Raw genomic sequence first — 18826 nt, forward strand, 5'->3', positions numbered from 1 at the left:
TCATGCATCGTGGCGCAGGGAGGCGAGCATCATGGCGGGGCTGAACGCACGGATCGGCAAGGCGGCCGCCACCGGACTGCTCGCCGGCGCGGTGGGCGGGGCCGCCCTGCTGATCGGTGAGGTGCTGGCCGCGAAGGCCCGGCGCTACGCGAAGCCGACCATGGGACTGGCCCTGCGCACGTCGATGGGTCCGGTCTCGGCGCCGCCGCTGCGCCTGGTGCTGCTGGGCGACTCGGCCGCGATCGGCGTGGGCGTGGAGTGGCTGAGCGAGACCGTGGGCGGTCACCTGGCCCGGCTGCTGGCCGAGGGCAGCGCCGAGACCGGCGAGCGCCACGTGCTGCTCTCCAGCGTGGGCGTCGCCGGTTCCCGCTCCTCCGACCTGGCCACCCAGGTGGCGCGGGCGCTGCTCGGCGACCGGCCCGACGTGGCCGTGGTGCTGATCGGCGCGCACGACGCCACCAGCCTGCGCAGCCCCGAGGAGTCGGCGGCCCAGCTGGGCACGGCCGTGCGCCGGTTGCGCGACGCGGGCGTGCGGGTCGTGGTCGGCACCTGCCCCGACCTGGGCGCCCTGCGGGCCATCGCGCCGCCGCTGCGCCAGGTCGCCGGCGTGATGGGCCGCCGGATGGCGAAGGCTCAGGCCAAGGCCGTGACCGCCGCCGGCGGGGCCGTGGTCGACCTGGGTGACGAGACGGGCGCGGTGTTCCGGGCCGACGCCGGCACCCTCTGTTACGACGGCTTCCACCCCTCGGCCGACGGTTACCGGGTGTGGGCCCACGCGCTCTACCCGGCCGTGGTGAAGGCCGCGATGACACCGGCCGGCTGAGAGCAATGACGGATCGGTAGTCGAACATGCCTGCTGTGTGACGAATTTGTACTTCCGGCTAAGTTACTCGCGAGTTAAATTGGGCGCATGCCGGAAGCTGTCATCGTCGCCACTGCCCGATCCCCGATCGGCCGCGCAGCCAAGGGTTCACTGCGGGACCTGCGTCCCGACGACCTGGCCACCACCATCATCGACGCCGCGCTGAGCAAGGTGCCGCAGCTCGACCGCACCCTGATCGAAGACCTCTACCTCGGTTGCGGGCTGCCCGGCGGTGAGCAGGGCTTCAACATGGCCCGCGTGGTCGCCACCCAGCTCGGGCTGGACGGCCTGCCCGGCGCGACGGTCACGCGCTACTGCTCGTCCTCGCTGCAGACCACCCGTATGGCGTTCCACGCCATCAAGGCCGGCGAGGGCGACATCTTCCTCTCGGCGGGCGTCGAGACGGTTTCCCGGTACGCACGAGGCAGTTCCGACGGTCTGCCGTCAGCCCTGCAGGCCCAGCTGGGCGGCGGCTGGGAGAACCCGAAGTTCGACGAGGCCCGGGCCCGTACGAAGTCGTACGCCGAGGGCGGCCGCACGTGGCACGACCCCCGCGAGGACGGTCAGATTCCGGACGTCTACATCGCGATGGGACAGACGGCGGAAAACCTCGCCCAGATCAAGGGCGTCTCCCGGCAGGACATGGACGAGTTCGGCGTACGCAGTCAGAACCTGGCCGAGAAGGCGATCGCCGACGGCTTCTGGGAGCGCGAGATCACCCCGGTGACGCTGCCCGACGGCACGGTCGTGTCACAGGACGACGGCCCCCGCGCGGGGGTCACGCTCGAGGCGGTGTCGCAGCTCAAGCCGGTGTTCCGCCCCGACGGCCGGGTCACCGCCGGAAACTGCTGCCCGCTCAACGACGGCGCCGCGGCCGTGGTCATCATGAGCGACACCAAGGCCCGTGAGCTGGGCATCACGCCGCTGGCCCGGATCATCTCGACCGGCGTCACCGCGCTCAGCCCCGAGATCATGGGCCTGGGCCCGGTCGAGGCGTCGCGGCAGGCGCTCAAGCGGGCCGGCATGACGATCGACGACGTCGACCTGGTCGAGATCAACGAGGCGTTCGCCGCGCAGGTCATCCCGTCGTACCGCGACCTGGGCATTCCGATCGAGAAGCTGAACGTCAACGGCGGTGCGATCGCCGTCGGCCACCCGTTCGGCTCGACCGGCGCCCGCATCACCGGCACCCTGCTCAACGCCCTGGACTGGCACGACAAGAGCATCGGCCTCGAGACGATGTGCGTCGGCGGCGGTCAGGGCATGGCGATGGTCCTGGAGCGCCTCAGCTGACGCTCCGACCTCTCGGTTCACCGCCGGGTCCGGTCTGCCACGAGCGGCCGGGCTCGGCGGATTTATTTGTTGATCGCCGCTCGCAGGTCGTCCACGGCGGCGGCCGCCTCGGCCATCACCTCGGCTGGGACCTCGGCCGCGAGCAGGTCGTCGGCCAGCACGCGCACCTGGTCGGGCAGGATCATGTCGTGCTCACGCGGCACCGGGCGGCGCGGGCGGCCCTCGGCGTCGGCTCCGAGGTCGGCCAGGAGCTGCACCAAAGCGTACGTACGGTCGGCGCGCTCGTCCTGGTTCCAGCGCGGCTGCTCCCACACGCGGATCTGGTTGAGCAGCCGGTCGATCGACGTCGCGAAGTCGGTCACCCGAACAGGCTAAAAGAAACGCCCGGACCACCGTACGGGGGCCCGGGCGTCTTTGATCTTCGGCGGTGCTAGTCGTCGCCGCCCTGCAGGAAGCTCAGCAGGCGCAGGATTTCGAGGTAGAGCCAGACCAGGCTGACCAGGATGCCGAACGCGGCGACCCAGGAGTAACGCGCCGGCAGGCCCGCCCGCACGCCCTCTTCGACCTCGTTGAAGCTGAGGATGAAGCTGAGCGCGGCGACCACGATGCAGACGATGCTGAAGATGTAGCCCAGCGGACCGTTGTCACGCAGGCCGGTGTTGAAGCCGAACAGGCTCAGCACGATGTTGATCAGCATGACGGCGAACAGGCCGCCCATCACGATGATCATGCCGCGCTGGAACTTCGGCGTGGCCCGGATGACCTTGGCCTTGTAGAGGAAGGCCGTCAGGAAGAACACGCCGAAGGTGGCGATCACTGCCTGCAGCACGACGCCCTGATAGCCGGCGATGACCGAGAAGACCTTGGAGGCCATGCCGACGAAGACGCCCTCGACCACCGCGTAGCCCACGATGAGCGCCGGGTTGGCCATGCGCATGAACGAGATCACGAGACCGAGCACGAGGCCGATGACCGCGGCGCCGATCCAGGCGGCACCGGTCAGGGCCTCGGGGATCACGTTCCACGCGACCACCGCGGAGACGCCGGTGATGCCGAGCAGCGTGACCGTCTTGACGACGACGTCGTCGACCGTCATGGGCTGGACGGCGGGCGGAGCGGCGGGGTAATCCGACGCGCCGGGATACGGCTGACCGTAACCCGGGGCGGCACCGGCGGGGCCGTAAGCCCCGTACCCGGCCGTACGCTCCCGCTCGGCCGCCTGGCCGAGGCGCGAGAGCACCGGGTTGGAAGTCTTCACTGTGTCCAGCCTCCCTTTGAGGTTGAGGCACGTTTGGCGTGCCGTTCCAGGGTACGGGAGCGAGCTGATCAGGAAAGCCTCGGAATGCTGTGAACAGGCTGAATGTAAAACCGTCGAAATGCCACGGCCGGGACGTGGGGGGACTGCGCGGTGCCCGGGGCGGGTCTCGAACCCGCACGCCTTCGTGAGGCAGCCGCTTTTAAGGCGGCCGTGTCTGCCGTTCCACCACCCGGGCGGGCCCAGGACGTTCCCGTTGCTACCTCGGAAACGCCCTAGGACACCGTATACGTCCGAGCCCGGACAGAGGACCCCGCCCAAGCGGGACCCGGCCTCCACGTTCAGTCACTCACCGGACCGCAGAACCACTGGGGCAAGCGGGACCGGCCTCCACGTTCAGTCACTCACCGGACCGCAGAACCACTGGGGCAGGCGGGACTAGGCGTCCACCTTCGGGCGCTCGGCGGGGCGCTGCACCGGCGGGGTCACCTCGGTGAACTCCTCGCGCGGGGAGTGCAGCTGGCCGAGGGCGATCGTCTCGCGCTTGAACAGCATGGCGAGCGTCCAGTCGGCGACCACCCGGGCCTTGCGGTGGAACGACGGGATGTGGCTCACGTGGTAGGTGCGGTGCATGAACCACGCCGGCCAGCCCTTGACCTTGATGCCGTAGACGTGCGCGACACCCTTGCCGAGGCCGAGGCCGGCGACGCTGCCGATGTACTTGTGCTTGTATTCCTTGGGCTCGCCCCCGAGGACGACCTGCCGGATGTTGTCGGCCAGCACCCGGGCCTGGCGGACCGCGTGCTGGGCGCTCGGCGAGCACCAGCCGCCGGGGTTGGTCAGGTCGGGAACCTGGGCGCTGTCGCCCGCGCTCCACGCGCCCTCGAGCACGTTGCCGTCGCTGTCGGCCACCTGCAGCGTGGGCAGGCAGTTGACGTGGCCCTTGGGGCCGCGGGGCAGGTCGGTGTGGTCGAGCATCGGCGACGGCTTGACGCCGGCCGTCCACACCAGGGTCTCGGCCCGGAACGTGTCGCCGTCGGAGAGCACGATCTCGCCGTCGACGCACGAGTTGAGGAAGGTGTCGAGGCGCAGCGAGATGCCGCGCTTGGCCAGCTCGCGGGCCGCGTAGGCGCCCATCTTGGGGCCGACCTCGGGCAGGATGCGGTTGGTCGCCTCGACCAGGACGAACTTGAGCTCGTTCTTGTCCAGCTCGGGGTAGTACTTCAGGGCGTCGCGGACGACGTCTTCCATCTCGGCCAGCGCCTCGATGCCGGCGAACCCGCCGCCGACGAAGACGAAGGTCAGCGCCGCCTTGCGCAGCTCGGGGTCGGGCGTGACGGCCGCGACGTCGAGCTGGTCGAGGATGTGGTTGCGCAGGTAGGTGGCCTCACCGATGGTCTTGAGGCCGATGCCGCGCTCGCTCAGGCCGGGGATCGGCAGCGTACGCGAGACGGAACCCGGCGCCACGATGATGTGGTCGTAGCTCAACTCGGTGGCCGGGCCCTCGATGGGCTGGATGGTCACCGTCTTGCGTGCGTGCTCCACCTTGGTGACCTCGCCGGACACCACGCGACACTTCTTGAGCTCGCGGCGGAGCGGCACGACGCTGTGCCGCGGGGAGATGTTGCCGGCCGCCGCCTCGGGGAGGAACGGCTGGTACGTCATGTGCGGCTGCGGGTCGATGACAACGATCTCGGCCCGGCGCCGGTTGAGCTTCTTCGACAGACGCAGGGCGGCGTAAAGACCGACGTGCCCTGCACCTACGACGACGATGCGCTGCGGATTCACATGAGCCATTCTCGCGCGCCGAAGGGCCCCCGCGCCTCCTGGTGTGACGTACAACAAATCGATTTGTCAAGTGCTGTGACACACAAATTGCAGGCATATTTCACGGCCTATGAACAAGGCGTGCTATGAGCAGCGTGGCACCTGCGGCGCCGGCCAGACCGACCACTGTGGCCACCAGGAACGGGCCGCCCGCGAGTTGAGCGGCGAGTCCCAGCGCGAACACGGTGAGTACGGCCGAGATGAGGATCACGGCTAATGCCCGGGCCAGCCACAGGCCCACGACGTCGAAATTCACCACCGCGTCGGACGGGAGCACGGCCGCCAATGCCGTGAGCGAATGACCCAGATAGAGCGCGGCGGCGATGGTCAATACCCGCCACAGCGAGACCTCGGAGTCATAGAACGCGGTGTCGAGCAGCCAGCCACCGATCACGACCAATGCGGCAAACGTCGCGCCCCGGCCCCGCGGAGCGAATGCGGGATAAAGAGCGACAACGGCCAGCGGTACGAAGTATTGGGTGCCGAACAGCCCCGACGGCCACGCCACCGACACCGCGACCAGGCCGCACACGCCGATCGCGCAGCGCACCAGGAACGGCAGCACGGTCGCGCGGGACAGGGTGCGCCGGGCGCCGCCGAACCGCCGCGTGATCATCTCGAGCATCAGCGCCCCCGGGGTGCCGAGGCGAGCCGGGAGACGTCGCGCAGGACCAGGTCGAGGCTGCCCGCGCCGGCCCACTCGACCACCGGGACGCCGTGTTCCCGCAGCCGGCCCAGCACGTTCTCGCGCTCGAGGCGCCACAGCCGGGTGGCCAGCGGCGTCCATGGGCTGCGCACGTCGGGGGCGGCCTTCGCGGGCAGGGTGTCGACCGCGACCACGTAACGGCCGGACTGGGCCAGCGAGGCCAGCATGTCGGCCGCCCGCGGGTCGATCAACGGGGTGAGCACCACGACCAGCGCGTCGGAGGACACGTGGTGCGCACCGAAGTCACCCTCGGAGTCCATCGGGTCGGGCCGCACGTCGAGCAGCCACTCCAGCACGATCAGGTATTGCCGGCGGCCAGTGGCCGGGCGCAGACGACGGGCCGCCGCGCCGTATTCCAGCAGTGACACCCGGTCGCCACGCTGCAGATAGTGCTCGGCGATGGCGGCCGAGGCGCGCACCGTGGTGTCGAGCACCGACGCGCTGCCGCCGACTCCTCCGGACAGACCCACTTCCCCGAGTACGTCGAGGAGCAGCACCACTTCGGCGTCACGATCGGAGAGGGTGGACGCTACGTGCAGGTCGCGCGTCCGCAGGGACACCCGCCAGTCGATGCGCCGCAGACGGTCGCCCGGCGCGAACGGGCGTACACCCGCAAGCTCTCCGCCCTCCCCCATGCGGCGCGAACGGTGGGCGCCGACCAGGCCGGCGGCGGCGGGCATGGCCTCGATCGCGTTGAACGGCTCGGTCACCGGATAGACCCGAACGCTGTGGGCGGGCGTGACCACCGGGCGGCAGGCGAGCAGGCCACCGCAGGCGGCGACCCGCGCGGCGGCGGGACCGACATCCTGCCGGCCCCAGCGCAGGGCGTCGCCGGGCAGGTCGACCGCGGCCCAGCCGTCGGCCGCCACGGTCAGGGCGAACGGCCGGTCCGCGTGTTCCAGCTTGAGCCAGCGCGACGTGCGGGTGCGGACGACCACCAGGTCGTACGGGATGAGGTCGGGGTTGGTGACGGTCACCGAGGCCTGCACCTGGCCGCCCTCGACCAGCAGTTCCTCGTCGGCCGCGACCGAGAGCTCGGGGGCCGAGCGGGGCATCCGGCGCAGGTGGATGGCGGCGCCGATCGCAAACGGGGCGGCCAGCAGCACCAGGTCGACCCGGCCGAGCGCGACCCCGAGCACGAGCAACAGGCCGGTGAGCAGCACGGCACGACCGAGCGCGCGGGTCGGCGCCCAGGCCGGGCCGAAACCCAGATCGCCCGAGGTGGCCGGCGGCACGGCGCGGCGCAGCAGCGGCTCCGGAACCGTCACGTCGCGGTGTACCCCGTCGCGTAGGTGGGCAGGGCGCCGCTGGCCGGGGCCGGGGTATTTTGCAGCACCTCGTCGACCACGAAGGCCGGGTCGACGCGACGCAGCCACATCTCGGGCCGCAGCGTGATGCGGTGGGCCAGGGCGGGCACGGCCACGTCCTTGACGTCTTCGGGGACGACGAAGTCACGGCCGGCCATGGCGGCCCGCGCCCGGGCCAGCAGCAGCAGGGCGAGCGAGCCACGCGGGGACGAGCCGACCAGCACCGACGCGTGTTCGCGGGTGGCCGCGGTCAGCGACACGATATAGCGGCCGATCGAGTCTTCGACCGTGATCGCCTCGAGCGCGGACTGCATCGACTGGAGGGTGGCGGCGTCGACCACCGGCTGGAGGAAAGCCTCCTCCTGGCGGCGGGACATGCGGCGCTGCAGCACGTCCCACTCCTCCTCGGCGGTCGGGTAACCGAACGACACGCGCAGCAGGAACCGGTCGAGCTGGGCCTCGGGCAGCGGGTACGTGCCCTCGTACTCGATGGGGTTGGCCGTGGCGAGAACGTGGAAGGGTGGGTCGAGGCGGTAGGTGACACCCTCGACCGAGACCTGCTTCTCCTGCATGGCCTCGAGCAGCGCGGCCTGGGTCTTGGGCGGCGTCCGGTTGATCTCGTCGGCCAGCAGCATGTTGGTGAAGACCGGGCCGGCCCGGAACGCGAAGTCGCCCTTGCGCTGGTCGTAGAGGAACGAGCCGGTGACGTCGGCCGGCAGCAGGTCGGGGGTGAACTGCAGGCGGCGGAAGTCGAGGCCGAGCGACTGCGCGAAACAGCGCGCGGTCAGCGTCTTGCCGAGGCCGGGCAGGTCTTCCAGCAGCACGTGACCGCCGGCCAGGATGCCCGCCAGCACCAGCTCCAGCGAGTCGCGCTTGCCGACCACGACGCTGCCCACCGAGTCCAGGACAGCGCCGGCCAACCTTCCCACCTCGTACGGGGGGAGGGCCTGCACGCCGGTCTCCGTCACCACGGCACCTTTCTCACAGTCGTTCCAACACGTCCACGTAGGACTCGAGGTCACGCGCCTTCGGCATGCGCCGGCCGCGATCGTGCAGCACCGCCCAGAGCGGATCCCCGAGCAGCTGACGGGCCCGCCGCGGGTCGGACGCCCGGGTGATCCCGTGGCGCAGCCGCAGCCGCTCGTCGGTGAGCTCGGCCAGCACCGGCAGAACGTTACGCGAGTACAGATCGTCGTCCGCGTTGGCCCGGTCGAGATTCTGCTCCCAGCGGCGCACCGCCGCCCGCAGCGAATCGGTGCCGATGCTGCCGTCGGAGCCACCGCGCCGATCCGAGCGTTTCGGCCGCGGCGGCGACCGGACCTCGGCCACCGCCAGCAGGATCAACCGCAGACCGGCCAGCGCGGACACGACGAAGATGACGGAGATGTCGAGGTCGGCCGAGCGCATGACCGCGACCACGACCACCGTGGCCAGCGCGACCAGCAGCAGGTTGCGCAGCGCCCAGGCCGTCCACGACCGCTTGCGTTCCGGGGCCGGCTCGTCGGCGACCAGCAGTTCCTCGCGCTGACCGAAAAGATCTTCGAGGCCGCCCGAGCCCACCTCCATGTCGGCCCGCAGCCGACCGGCGGTCACGCCGGCACCCCCGCGCCCAGGTCGGCCCGCAGGCGTTCCAGGGCCGAGCGGGCCTGGCGGCGCATCTGGTCGTCGACCGTGTGGGTGGCGTAGCGAGCCTGGCGGTAGACGTCGAGCAGCGCGGCCAGCACCTGCGCGTCGACCTGCTGCTCGCTCAGGAGACGGCCGACCAGGTCGGTCGGGCTGTCGCCGGGGTGCCGGGGCGTGCCGGCCGCGGCGGCCGCCTGTTCCAGCCGCACCCAGCAGGCGATCACGGCGCGGCGCGGGTCGCGGTCGGTGTCGGAGAGCTCTTCCAGGCCGGCGTCGAGCGCGGCGACCAGTTCCTCGGCCGTACGGGGCTGGTCGTTCGCCTTGCGGCGCCGGCGGTCGTTCTTGCCCGAGCGGCGGCGGCGCTCGCGGATCAAGGTGTAGATCAGCAGGCCGAGCAGGACGGCGACGACCAGGCCGAGCACGATCAGCGCCACCGTGTTGACCCAGTCGGGCAGGCCACGGGCGGGCTCGGGCGGCGGGGGCTCGCTGCGCACGCCCGACGGAACCGTGGTGGGCAGCAGCGGCGCCTGGGCCGTGGGCTCGTCGCGGACGATCTGCTCGAGGCGGGGCTCGGACCGGGTCGCGGCGAGGGCGGTGCCGAAGAGCAGCACGAGGACGGCGGCCAGGGGCCACCAGCGTCGCACCGCCGCGGAAATCATCGATCCTTCTCTATGCTGCTCAAATCCGGGCCAGCCGCTTCGCTTCGGTGAAGACGTCGTCGAGCATGGCCGGGGTGAGCTTACCGGTGAAGGTGTTCTGCTGGCTGACGTGGAAGCAGCCGAGCAGATCAGGCACACCCGGTTGGCTGACCTTGGCGCCGTGGCCGAACTTCGGGCGGGGCACCGGCGGCCGCACCCCGTAGACCGCGGTCATCGCCGGCCACCAGGCCTGCCAGGCGAAAGCCCCGAGCGCGACCACGACCTTGAGGGTCGGACGGATCAGTTCGAGCTCGCGGTGGAGCCAGGGCGCGCAGTTGTCCCGCTCGGACGGCAGCGGCTTGTTGTCGGGCGGGGCGCAGCGGACGGCGGCGAAGATCCGCAGGTGGTTCAGCGCCAGCCCGTCGTCGGCCGAGACGCTGGTGGGCTGGTTGGCCAGGCCGGCGCGGTGCAGGGCGGCGAACAGCACGTCACCCGAGCGGTCGCCGGTGAAGATGCGGCCGGTGCGGTTGCCGCCGTGGGCCGCGGGAGCCAGGCCGAGGATGGCGATCTCGGGGTCGGCGACACCGAAGCCCGGGACCGGGCGGCCCCAGTAGTGCTGGTCGCGGAAGGCGGCCCGCTTGGTCGCGGCCACCTCCTCGCGCCAGGCGACCAGGCGCGGGCAGGCGAAACAGTCCGAGATGGCGGCGTCCAGCGCACCCAGGGAGGCGGCCCGGGCCGCCTCGGACCTCACCGCTTCGGCTTCAGGCACAGCAGGTAGCCCTCGTCGTCGCTCTTGGCGTAGACGTAGAACTCCTCCTTCTCCTGGAAGAACTTGTTGCAGGAGTCGCTCTGGGTGGAGTTCTCGCCGTCGACCCGGGCCACAACGGTGAACCGGGCGTCGGACGACAGGCAGTCGACGACGTTGGCCCCGGTCTCGGTGGTGCCCTCGTCGCGCACGTCCTTGTCGGAGGCGATGCAGTCGCCGGCCTTGGCGTCCTTCGCGCCGTCGCCGCCGAGGAACAGGCCGCTGATCGCGTAGACCGCGGCGGCCACGACCACCGCGATGACGACGGCCGCGACAAGGCGGCCCCGCTTCTGACGGCCGGGGGCCTCACCCGTGGGCCGGGCCGGTGCTGTGCTCACGGGGTGGTCCTCTCGAGGGGTCGTACGACCGGTCGCAGCAGCAGACTGTAGCGACCGGTTCACGTCCTTGGCGAGTCCCGTTGTCAGCCCTTCGTGGCTCAGCCCCCGTGGCTCAGCCCTTGGGGCGCAGGCACAGCACGTAGCCGCCGTCGGCGGTGCTGCCGTAGACGTAGTACTTCTCGTCGCCGGGGAAGAACTTCTCGCAGGCGGTGCTGTTCGGGGAGCTCTCGCCCTCGACGCGGGCCACGACCGTGTATTCGGCCCGGACCGAACCGCACTCGACGACCTCGGCTGAGGTCTCGGTGGTGCCGACGTCGGCGACCGAGCTCGAGGCGGCCAGGCAGTCACCCACCTGGGCCCCCTTGGCGGGGTCGGCGGCGGCCGAGACGATCGCGCTCACACCGAAGATGCCGAGGCCGACCAGCAGGATGCCGCCCAGGGCGACGGCCATCAGGACGATCTTGAGGACGCTGCGCCGCTTGGGTGCCGGCGCGCCCGGCTGCGGGTAGCCGGCCGCCATGCCCGGCTGCGGGTAACCGCCCGGCATGCCCGACTGCGGGTAACCGGCGGGCACGCCCGGCTGCGGGTGGCCGGGCGCGGGCGGATATCCAGGCTGCGGATAGCCCTGGCCGGGCGGCGGGAAGCCCGGCTGGCCCGCCTGCCCTGGCTGTTGCGGCTGCGGCTGCGGCGGCCCGAACGGCGATGGCGCATACGAGGGCTGGCCGTAAGCCGGCTGGCCCGGCTGCTCCGGCTGTTGCTGCTGCGGCCCGAACGGCGAAGGCGCATACGAGGGCTGGCCGTACGCCGGCTGGCCCGGCGCGGGCGAGACCGCAGCCGGGAACGCCGGCGAGGAAAACGCGGGCGGGAACGCAGGCGCCGGCGCGGACGTGGGGTCAGGGGGCGGCGGGTTCGTGCCGCCCGGAGGCGGAACGGTGTCGCTCAAGGGGTGTTCCTTTCCGCGGGCCGGCCGCGTCGGCCGACCGGATCAAGCGGAGGAGACCCTAGCGATCACCGTCCGTTCCCGCGACCCCGTCAGCGGGCCGGCGCGGTGGTGGGCGCGGTGGTCGGCTTCGGCGGCGCGAGCGAGGGCGAGGTCGCCGTGGGCACCGGCTCGACGCCGGCCTCCGCCGACGGGCCGTCGTCGGGCACCGGGACGGCGGACTCCGCGGCATCGGCCGGATCGGTCGGCGTCGGCGCGGGCGAGCCGAACGGCGCCGCCTCGGGGCAGTACGGGTAACCCATGTTGCGCGTGTGCCACGACTCCCCCGTGTTCGGGTCGGTGCAGTACGCGTTGCCCATCTGGATCGGCGCGCCGTCCTGATCGAACAGCCGCGCCCCGGGTACGAGCCGGCCCTGGCTGTCGTAGACGAAGACGTCGGTGATGTAGTCGTACGGGTTGCCGCCGCCCGAATAGCCCGCGTCGCTGTAGCCCGGGTCGCGCACGTCGCTGTCGGCGCTGAAGAAGCCGCCGATCGCGAACAGCACCAGGAACACCGTGCCGATGTTGAGCGCGTATCGCCGCCACCCGCCGGTGGCCAACCGGCGCTGGCCGACCAGGATCGACGCCACGACACAGAGGCCGAGCAGCAGCAGCGCGACCAGCGTGCTGCCGCCGACGCGGGGCAGCAGGCCGGGCTGGTTGCCGCTGTCGTCGAACAGATAGGCGATCGCCATCGCGCCCAGGTAGCCACGCAGCACCCACCACGCCGGGCGCAGCAGGCTCAGGAACTCGCTGGCCCGGGGATATCCGATCAGGGGCCCGACCTTCACGTCGGCGTGGCCGAGCACCCGCACCACGTCGGCCCGCGCGTCGAGGAACGGCTGGAAGCCGTTGCGCTTGGGCGGGTCGGGGAAGCCGCCGACAAAACCGGCCGCGGTGGCGCGCAGCTCGGCCGCGTACGCCTCGGGGGTCCCCAGCCGGTCGGTGAGCGTGACCGTGTCTTCCGCCCTAATCTCCGCCAGATGCTCCGGCAGGTCTTCGAGGAGCTCGGCGCGGGTCGCCTCGGGCAGGTCGGCCAGCGCCGCGCGGACACGCTCGACGTACTCGGTGATCTCGTCCTGTGCCGTGGAGTTCACGCCGTCTCCCGCTCGCGAAGCAGATCGTCCATGGTGGATGCGAAGCCGTGCCACACTTTGCCCGACCGCTGCAACTCGGCGCGGCCGGCGGCGTTGAGGCCGTAGTACTTGCGGTGGGGCCCCTCGTCGCTCGGGACCACATAGCTGTTCAGGAAGCCGCCGGCGAACAGGCGCCGGAGCGTGCCGTAGACCGAGGCGTCGCCGACGTCTTCGAGCCCGGCGGCCCGCAGGCGGCGGAGAATGTCATAGCCGTAGCCGTCCTCGTCGCGCAGCGCGGCGAGCACGGCCAGGTCCAGGACACCCTTGAGCAGCTGGGTGGTATCCACGCAGGGACGGTACTGCGCAATGCGAAATACCGTCAAGTCCGCAATACCGGGATCGGTATCAGGGACCGGGGCCTGTGCGTCTGGTTGTCGGTGAGGTGAGCGCGCCACCGCACCACAACTGGGGGAAACCATTCGGAAGGAACCGGACACCATGCCCACAAACACCTGGGACGCCGTGATCAAGAACTTGTTCGCCGCGGACGACGGCACCACCAACGCCGCCGACACGGTCGAGAACGGCAAGCCCTTCGACGTCGTCGCGCAGATCGAGGTCGGCGAGGACATCAACGCTTTCGCCGTACGGGACCAGCTGTTCGTCGCCGTGCGCAACCTCAGCCAGTCGACGATCACCGCGTACATCGCGAACCCGCCGCGCAACCTGACGCCGGCCCATTCGCGTCGTGAGGAGACCTTGAAGGTCGACGTCTCGGGCTGGAACGCCCGGCCCGGCGACCTGCTCGAGGTCGTGGCCACCTACAAGTTCGAGGCGGGCGTCCACAGCGACCACTCGTACCAGCTCTCGGCCGAGCGGGTCATCGTCATCTGATCTAGGACAGATCCGTGGTGCGGGCGGAAATCCCGCCCGCACCATGTATCAGGACCCGTCCCCCGCCCGTCGTGCTCATCGGACGCCCACGGGCGAAAAGGGGGAACGGCGATGACAGACCTCTTGTCCCGGATAAGACAAGGCGACAGCGCGGCGTGGACGGCCCTGACCGGGCAGTACACGAACCTGCTGTGGGCGGTGGCCCGCAGCCAGCGGATGAACGAGTCGGACGCCGCCGACGCGGTCCAGACCGCCTGGCTGCGCCTGATCGAGAACATCGACGACATCCGGGAGCCGGACCGGCTCGGCAGCTGGCTCGCCACCATTGTGCGGCGCGAGTGCCACGACATCCGCCGTCGCGCGGCCCGGCTGCGACCCGGCGGGACCGAGGAGCTGGACGCGCCCGGCGAGGCCGACGACCCACTCGACAGCGCACTGCTGCGGGACGAGCGCGACGCGGCGCTCTGGCGGGCGTTCGCCGGGCTGCGACCACCCTGCCGGCGACTGCTGCGGGTGCTGATGGCCGACCCGCCGCCCAGTTACACCGAGGTCGCGGCGGCGCTGGACATCGCGGTCGGCAGCATCGGACCCACCCGGCAGCGCTGCCTCAAGTGCCTGCGCGACCTGCTGCGGGCCTCGGACGGGCAGATCTTCTCGGAGCGCGACCACGCGGCCCGCGGCCCTGCCGGAGACCATCGCGACCACGCGGCCCGCAGACCGGCCGAAGACCATCGCGACCACGCGGCCCGCGGCCCCGCCGACGGCCGGAAGGGGTGAGGGGTGTGGATCACGACGACAAGCTGCTGGCGGACCTGCGGCGGATCGCGGGTTCCGTGGACGGCCCGCCCGCCTCGGTGCTGGAGGCGGCCCGGGCGGCGTTCCTGACCCGCGACCTGGACGCCGAGATCGCCCACCTGGTCGCCGACTCCCGGGGGCCGGCCGCCTTCGAACAGGTGCGGGCCGCCCCCGAGGATCCGGCCCAGGGCCACTGGCTCCTCTCGTTCTCGGGCGGCGGCGTCCAGATCGACCTCGAGGTCGAGAGCGACGCCGGGGCGTTGCGGCTGGTGGGCATGCTCTCCGGCGAACCGGTCGAGGAGTGTGCCCTGCGGACGGAGAGCGGATCCCATCCGGTCACGGTCGACGAGCTGGGCCGGTTCGTGGTCGAGGGCCTGGCTCCCGGCCCGATCCGGATGTTCTGCCGGCTCGCCGGCGGCCGTCGAGTCACCACGCGCTGGATCCGGATATGACGCCGGGCCGCCGGGTAACCACGCGCTGGATCCGGATGACCCCGCTGTCACACGCCGAGGGTGGTGAAGGCGAACGCCGTCGCGAGCGCCACCGGATCGCCCGCGGCCCGGTCCCGGCCGTGCAGCAGGGCTTCCGCGAAGCTGCGGCCCCGGCTCAGGGCGCCGTGGAAGTCGGCCATCAGGGGCGCCGACGCGGCGTCGTTGACCGGCACCGAGGCGGCGAGCAGGCTGCGGGTGCCGAGCGGAACGAGCACGCTGATCATGCCGAGCAGCTCGTCACCGGCGAGGGGCGTGGCGGCGCCCGACTCGCAGCTCGACAGGATCAGCCGGTACGGCGCCCGGTGCAGACGGCTCAGGTCGTGCACGGTGAGCGGGCCGTCGTCGAGCCGCAGCGACGAGAAGAGCGGGTTGTCGGCCCGGAAGACCCCGTGGGCGGCGATGTGCGCGGTGGCGGCGCCGTCGAGCGCGGCCAGCACCTTGGGCGCGGTCGCCCCGCCGGCGGCCAGCAGCAACGGGTCGGGGTGGACGGCGGCGATCCGGCCCGCCTCGCCCGCACTGGCGCTCAGGCCCGGACCGACCACGATGACCACCCGGCGCCCGCGCGGGGCCCGGCGTCGGGTGTCGAGGAGGGCGGCCGCGGACGGTGTCGCACTCCACGGCCGGCGCCGCAGCGCGGGGAGCATCCCCCACGGGACCCCGTGCAGCAGGCTCGGCGGGGCGATGAGCACCGGACCGTCGCCCAGGTCGGCCGCGGCCGGGCCGAGCAGCGCGGTCTGCAACAGCCGGCCGGCCTCGGCCAGACGGTCCAGGGCGCCCGGCGGTGGCCGGCCGTGCGCGAGCCGTCGCAGCTGGAAGCGGGCGAACTCGACCTCGCGGACGGCCCGGGCGAGCGGGCCGACCCGGTGCAGACGGATCCGGCCCGGGCGGGCGGTGACCGCGTGCAGCTCGCCGTCGACCGCGGCCAGCTCGACCAGCACCTGGTCGCCGAGCCGGTCGAGGATCTCGTCGGCGGTCGGGGGCGGCGGGGAGGCGCCGTCGCCGCCGAGATGCCGGGCGCGCTCCCGGATGGCCGCCTCCAGCCGCCGCCGTTCCTCCTCGATCGGGCCCGCCCGGCCGCCGGTCGCCCGCGCGGTGTCCAGCCGGTTCATCACCTCGCGCAGGGCGGCCAGGTCGGCCGAGAACTCCCGGCCGACCGGCGAGCGGGAGGTGACCGTGGACAGGGCGCTGGCGCGTCGCATCTCGGTCCAGAGCAGCAGATTCCGGGGGTCGCCCCGGGCGATGGCGTGGCGCTGGCCGATCGCCGCCAGCTCGGCGCCGGGCCGGGCCGCGTACGCCCGCAACTCCACCGCCCCGAGGCGGCTCTGCAGCACGGCGACCGCGGCCAGACCGCGCCGGGCGGCGTTGAGCGCGGCCGTGGTGCGGCCCTGGGTGCCTGCCCGCAGAGCCTGAGCGAGCCAGCCCTGCGGCTGCCCGCGGCGGCGGAACCGGGCCGTGTAGGCCAGATAGCGTTCGGCCACCGCGGCCTGCCCGGCTCCGGCGGCGATCCGGCCCGCCAGCAGGTGCGCGGCCGGCGCCTCCTCGGCCCGCAGTTCGCCCAGCCGGTCGGCGATCCGGCACGCGTCGGCGGGCAGCCGGGGGTCGGCCGGGTCGAGATCATGGCGGGCCTGGGCCAGCACGAACGCGGCCCGGGCGGTCCACCAGGGACGGCCCTGCAACCGGAACAGGTCGTGCGCGTCGCGGGCCCGGGCCGCCGCCTCGGCCGGGCGGCCCGCCGCCTGAGCCGCGCGGGCGGCCGCGAACAGCAGCTCGGCCCGGTCGGAGGAACGCTCCGGCAGCAGGGGGATGCCGGCGTCGGCCTCGGCCAGCGCCTCGTCGGCCAGACCGGCCGCCAGCAGCAGGTCGCAACGGTCGAAGACCAGGTCGGGCCAGTGGACACCGAGCGCGGCATAGCGCCGGGCGGCCTCGTCGAGCCGGGCCAGGGCACCCGGCAGGTCCCCGCTCTGGCGCGCGACCTCGGCCCGGTTCTGCACGACGGTCACCAGCTCGAGCTCCTGCCCGGCGGCGGCATAGATGCGTTCGGCCAGGTCGAGGTCGCGGACGGCCCGCGGCGCCCGCCCGGCCGCGGAGTGCACGAGGAACCGCGCCGTACGGGCCCGGGCCTCCCAGATCTCGTCACCCGCGCGGTGCAGCAGCACGATGGCCCGGTTCAGGTCGGCCAGCGCCTCGGCCCGCCGGCCCAGACCGTGCAGTTCGAAGCCGCGGCGCATCAGCACCCGACCGGCCACCGGCCCGCGGCTGGCCCCGGCGGCGGCGTCGAGCTCGGCCAGCCCGGCCGTGGTGCGCCCGGCCATCACCAGCGCCACGCCCAGCGTCGCCCGCACATCGACCGCACGCTCGGGGTCGCCGGCCAGTCGCAGCGCCCGCCGGGCGGCCGCGATCGCCTCGGCGAACTGCCCGGCGTCGCGCAGCACGATGGCTCGCGCCTGATGGGCGTACGACGCGGGTGCGGCGCCGGGCCGGCTCCGGATCAGCCGGTCGGCCTCCGCCAGCGCCTCGACCGGGCGGGAGAGAGCCATCGCGAGCAACGCCTCGCCCGCGTTCACGCCATCAGTCTAGGAACCTCGAGGAGTTGAGTCGTGCCTGGAAAGCGTCGTAAGCCCGACGGGCACCCGCCCGCCTATCCCGATCCGTCCGGCAGCCGTCAGGAGGCCCAGGTCGCCGCGATCATGCGGCACTACGGGCACTGCGTCGAACCCGGACCGGCCGACTGGCGCGAGGTCGGCATCCACTACTTCGTACGCCGGGAGGTTCTGCTCATCCCGATCGAGCACTCCCGCAAGGCCCGCCGCAAGCTCGCCCGCATGCCGGGTGTGGATGCCGTGGAGCGGCTGCGCCCGGACCCGGACGCACCCGAGGACGGCACCATCTCGTACGGGCTGGAATGGGTCCGCCTGAAGCCGGGAACGAGCGTGCACGCGGCGCTGGCCTGGCTGGCCGACGCGATGCCGGAGATCCCCGAGGGCGAATGGGGGCCCGAATACCTGGTCGACCTCGCCCCGAACGGCACCGGAACCAAATGCCAGGGCGACGAGCCGACCCCGGTGCATCCGGGCACGCCGCCCGACCCGCCGGTGTCGTGCGATCCGCGGGCCGGGCTCGGCATCAAGGTGGTGGTGCTCGACACCGGGCTCGACGACCAGGCGCTCGGCTTCCCGTGGATGGCGGGCGTGACCGGCGACCCGGACCCGGGCATCGGCAACCGGCAGCCGCTCGCGCAGTACGCCGGCCACGGCACCTTCATCGCCGGCCTGATCCGCTGTGTCGCGCCCGCCGCCGAGGTGGTCGTGCGGGCCGCGTTCCCGCCGCCGGGCAGCGAGTACGCCACGACGCCGCTGGGCTTCTCGTTCGAGAAACAGATGGTCGAGGCGATGGAACAGACCCTGGCCGTCGACTTCCCCGACGTGATCAACCTGTCGGCCGGCACGTTCGTCGCGCCGGGCGGCCGCCTGCACTACCTGAACCGCTTCTATGAGCGGCGGTGGCGCCGGCAGAAGGGGACCGCGCTGGTCGCCGCGGCCGGCAACGACGGCTGGCGGGACCCGTTCCATCCGGCCGCCGAGAAGTGGGCGGTGGCGGCCGGCTCGCTCGCCGCGAACCTGCGGGGCCGGGCCTGGTTCAGCAACCACGGGGGCTGGGTCGACGCCTATGCGCCCGGCGAAGGGCTGGTGAACGTGTTCCCGACCGGGCGCCTCGACTACATGGAGCCGCCCCGGATCGGCAACCACGCGAACTTCACCGGGCTGGCCCGCTGGAGCGGCACGTCGTTCGCCACCGGTGTGATCACCGGACTGGTCGCCGCGCGCATGTCCCGCACCGGCGAGAACGGTCCGGACGCGGCGAGCGCGGTGATCGCCAAGGCCCGCAAGGCGGCCATTCCCGGCGTCGGTGCCGTGGCCCTGCCGTGGCTCGGATGAGC

20 protein-coding genes and 1 tRNA gene are annotated in these 18826 nt (G+C 72.4%); 6 read left to right on the top strand and 15 right to left on the bottom strand.

Going from position 1 to position 18826, the window contains the following annotated elements:
- Positions 1-31 precede the first annotated feature (31 nt).
- Both JIG36_RS49110 and JIG36_RS49115 read left to right on the top strand, forming a co-directional pair.
- Entirely contained in the window at positions 32-823 is a 792-nt protein-coding gene (locus JIG36_RS49110; protein ID WP_203383832.1) for an SGNH/GDSL hydrolase family protein, read from the top strand.
- An 87-nt stretch (positions 824-910) separates the two neighbouring features.
- On the top strand, positions 911-2155 hold the full coding sequence (locus tag JIG36_RS49115; protein ID WP_203383833.1) for an acetyl-CoA C-acetyltransferase: 1245 nt from the start codon (positions 911-913) through the stop codon (positions 2153-2155).
- 62 nt (positions 2156-2217) lie between these two features.
- Here the strand turns inward: JIG36_RS49115 and JIG36_RS49120 are convergent, their stop codons facing one another.
- From JIG36_RS49120 to JIG36_RS49185, 14 genes are all read right to left on the bottom strand, one after another.
- The gene (locus JIG36_RS49120; protein ID WP_203383834.1) at positions 2218-2517 is read right to left on the bottom strand and encodes a hypothetical protein; all 300 of its coding nucleotides are present in this window, start codon (positions 2515-2517) and stop codon (positions 2218-2220) included.
- 68 nt (positions 2518-2585) lie between these two features.
- Positions 2586-3413 carry a Bax inhibitor-1/YccA family protein gene (locus JIG36_RS49125; protein ID WP_203383835.1) on the bottom strand — a complete coding sequence of 276 codons (828 nt, stop codon included), beginning with the start codon at positions 3411-3413 and terminating at the stop codon, positions 2586-2588.
- Between the two features lie 151 nt (positions 3414-3564).
- Positions 3565-3648, bottom strand: a tRNA-Leu gene (locus JIG36_RS49130).
- 200 nt (positions 3649-3848) lie between these two features.
- Entirely contained in the window at positions 3849-5198 is a 1350-nt protein-coding gene (locus tag JIG36_RS49135; protein ID WP_203383836.1) for an NAD(P)/FAD-dependent oxidoreductase, read from the bottom strand.
- Positions 5199-5298: 100 nt separating this feature from the next.
- Positions 5299-5862: a hypothetical protein gene (locus JIG36_RS49140; RefSeq protein ID WP_236049975.1), complete on the bottom strand. Its 564-nt coding sequence runs from the start codon at positions 5860-5862 to the stop codon at positions 5299-5301.
- Positions 5862-7193, bottom strand: a complete 1332-nt coding sequence (locus tag JIG36_RS49145; RefSeq protein WP_203383866.1) for a DUF58 domain-containing protein — start codon at positions 7191-7193, stop codon at positions 5862-5864. Before JIG36_RS49145 ends, JIG36_RS49140 begins: the two co-directional genes overlap by 1 nt.
- Positions 7194-7207: 14 nt before the next feature.
- Positions 7208-8218 (bottom strand): AAA family ATPase, encoded by a 1011-nt coding sequence (locus JIG36_RS49150; RefSeq protein ID WP_203383867.1) that lies wholly within the window; start codon positions 8216-8218, stop codon positions 7208-7210.
- 13 nt (positions 8219-8231) lie between these two features.
- Positions 8232-8843, bottom strand: a complete 612-nt coding sequence (locus JIG36_RS49155; protein ID WP_307873231.1) for a hypothetical protein — start codon at positions 8841-8843, stop codon at positions 8232-8234.
- Complete coding sequence (locus JIG36_RS49160; protein WP_203383837.1) at positions 8840-9532, bottom strand: DUF4129 domain-containing protein; 693 nt, start codon at positions 9530-9532, stop codon at positions 8840-8842. Before JIG36_RS49160 ends, JIG36_RS49155 begins: the two co-directional genes overlap by 4 nt.
- Before the next feature lie 19 nt (positions 9533-9551).
- Positions 9552-10280 carry a uracil-DNA glycosylase gene (locus tag JIG36_RS49165; protein ID WP_438870816.1) on the bottom strand — a complete coding sequence of 243 codons (729 nt, stop codon included), beginning with the start codon at positions 10278-10280 and terminating at the stop codon, positions 9552-9554.
- Positions 10259-10654 carry an LppU/SCO3897 family protein gene (locus JIG36_RS49170; protein ID WP_203383838.1) on the bottom strand — a complete coding sequence of 132 codons (396 nt, stop codon included), beginning with the start codon at positions 10652-10654 and terminating at the stop codon, positions 10259-10261. The genes JIG36_RS49165 and JIG36_RS49170 overlap by 22 nt, the downstream gene beginning before the upstream one ends.
- Before the next feature lie 112 nt (positions 10655-10766).
- Positions 10767-11597 (bottom strand): LppU/SCO3897 family protein, encoded by an 831-nt coding sequence (locus JIG36_RS49175; RefSeq protein ID WP_203383839.1) that lies wholly within the window; start codon positions 11595-11597, stop codon positions 10767-10769.
- 89 nt (positions 11598-11686) lie between these two features.
- Positions 11687-12730 (bottom strand): HAAS signaling domain-containing protein, encoded by a 1044-nt coding sequence (locus tag JIG36_RS49180; protein WP_203383840.1) that lies wholly within the window; start codon positions 12728-12730, stop codon positions 11687-11689.
- Positions 12727-13056 (bottom strand): PadR family transcriptional regulator, encoded by a 330-nt coding sequence (locus JIG36_RS49185; RefSeq protein ID WP_203383841.1) that lies wholly within the window; start codon positions 13054-13056, stop codon positions 12727-12729. Before JIG36_RS49185 ends, JIG36_RS49180 begins: the two co-directional genes overlap by 4 nt.
- A 151-nt stretch (positions 13057-13207) precedes the next feature.
- On the opposite strand from JIG36_RS49185, the gene JIG36_RS49190 reads away from it, so the two are divergent.
- The 3 genes from JIG36_RS49190 (at position 13208) to JIG36_RS49200 (ending at position 14850) form a co-directional block, all read left to right on the top strand.
- Complete coding sequence (locus JIG36_RS49190; RefSeq protein WP_203383842.1) at positions 13208-13603, top strand: hypothetical protein; 396 nt, start codon at positions 13208-13210, stop codon at positions 13601-13603.
- Between the two features lie 111 nt (positions 13604-13714).
- Positions 13715-14380: an RNA polymerase sigma factor gene (locus JIG36_RS49195; protein ID WP_203383843.1), complete on the top strand. Its 666-nt coding sequence runs from the start codon at positions 13715-13717 to the stop codon at positions 14378-14380.
- A 5-nt stretch (positions 14381-14385) separates the two neighbouring features.
- Positions 14386-14850: a hypothetical protein gene (locus JIG36_RS49200; RefSeq protein WP_203383844.1), complete on the top strand. Its 465-nt coding sequence runs from the start codon at positions 14386-14388 to the stop codon at positions 14848-14850.
- Positions 14851-14897: 47 nt separating this feature from the next.
- Here JIG36_RS49200 and JIG36_RS54565 read toward each other — a convergent pair whose 3' ends face one another.
- Entirely contained in the window at positions 14898-17453 is a 2556-nt protein-coding gene (locus JIG36_RS54565) for a CHAT domain-containing protein (RefSeq protein WP_203383845.1), read from the bottom strand.
- Positions 17454-17486: 33 nt separating this feature from the next.
- On the opposite strand from JIG36_RS54565, the gene JIG36_RS52965 reads away from it, so the two are divergent.
- Entirely contained in the window at positions 17487-18824 is a 1338-nt protein-coding gene (locus tag JIG36_RS52965; RefSeq protein ID WP_203383846.1) for a S8/S53 family peptidase, read from the top strand.
- Positions 18825-18826 lie beyond the last annotated feature (2 nt).

Origin of the sequence: Paractinoplanes ovalisporus (assembly GCF_016834655.1) — a bacterium.
GTDB classification, from domain to species: domain Bacteria; phylum Actinomycetota; class Actinomycetes; order Mycobacteriales; family Micromonosporaceae; genus Actinoplanes; species Actinoplanes ovalisporus.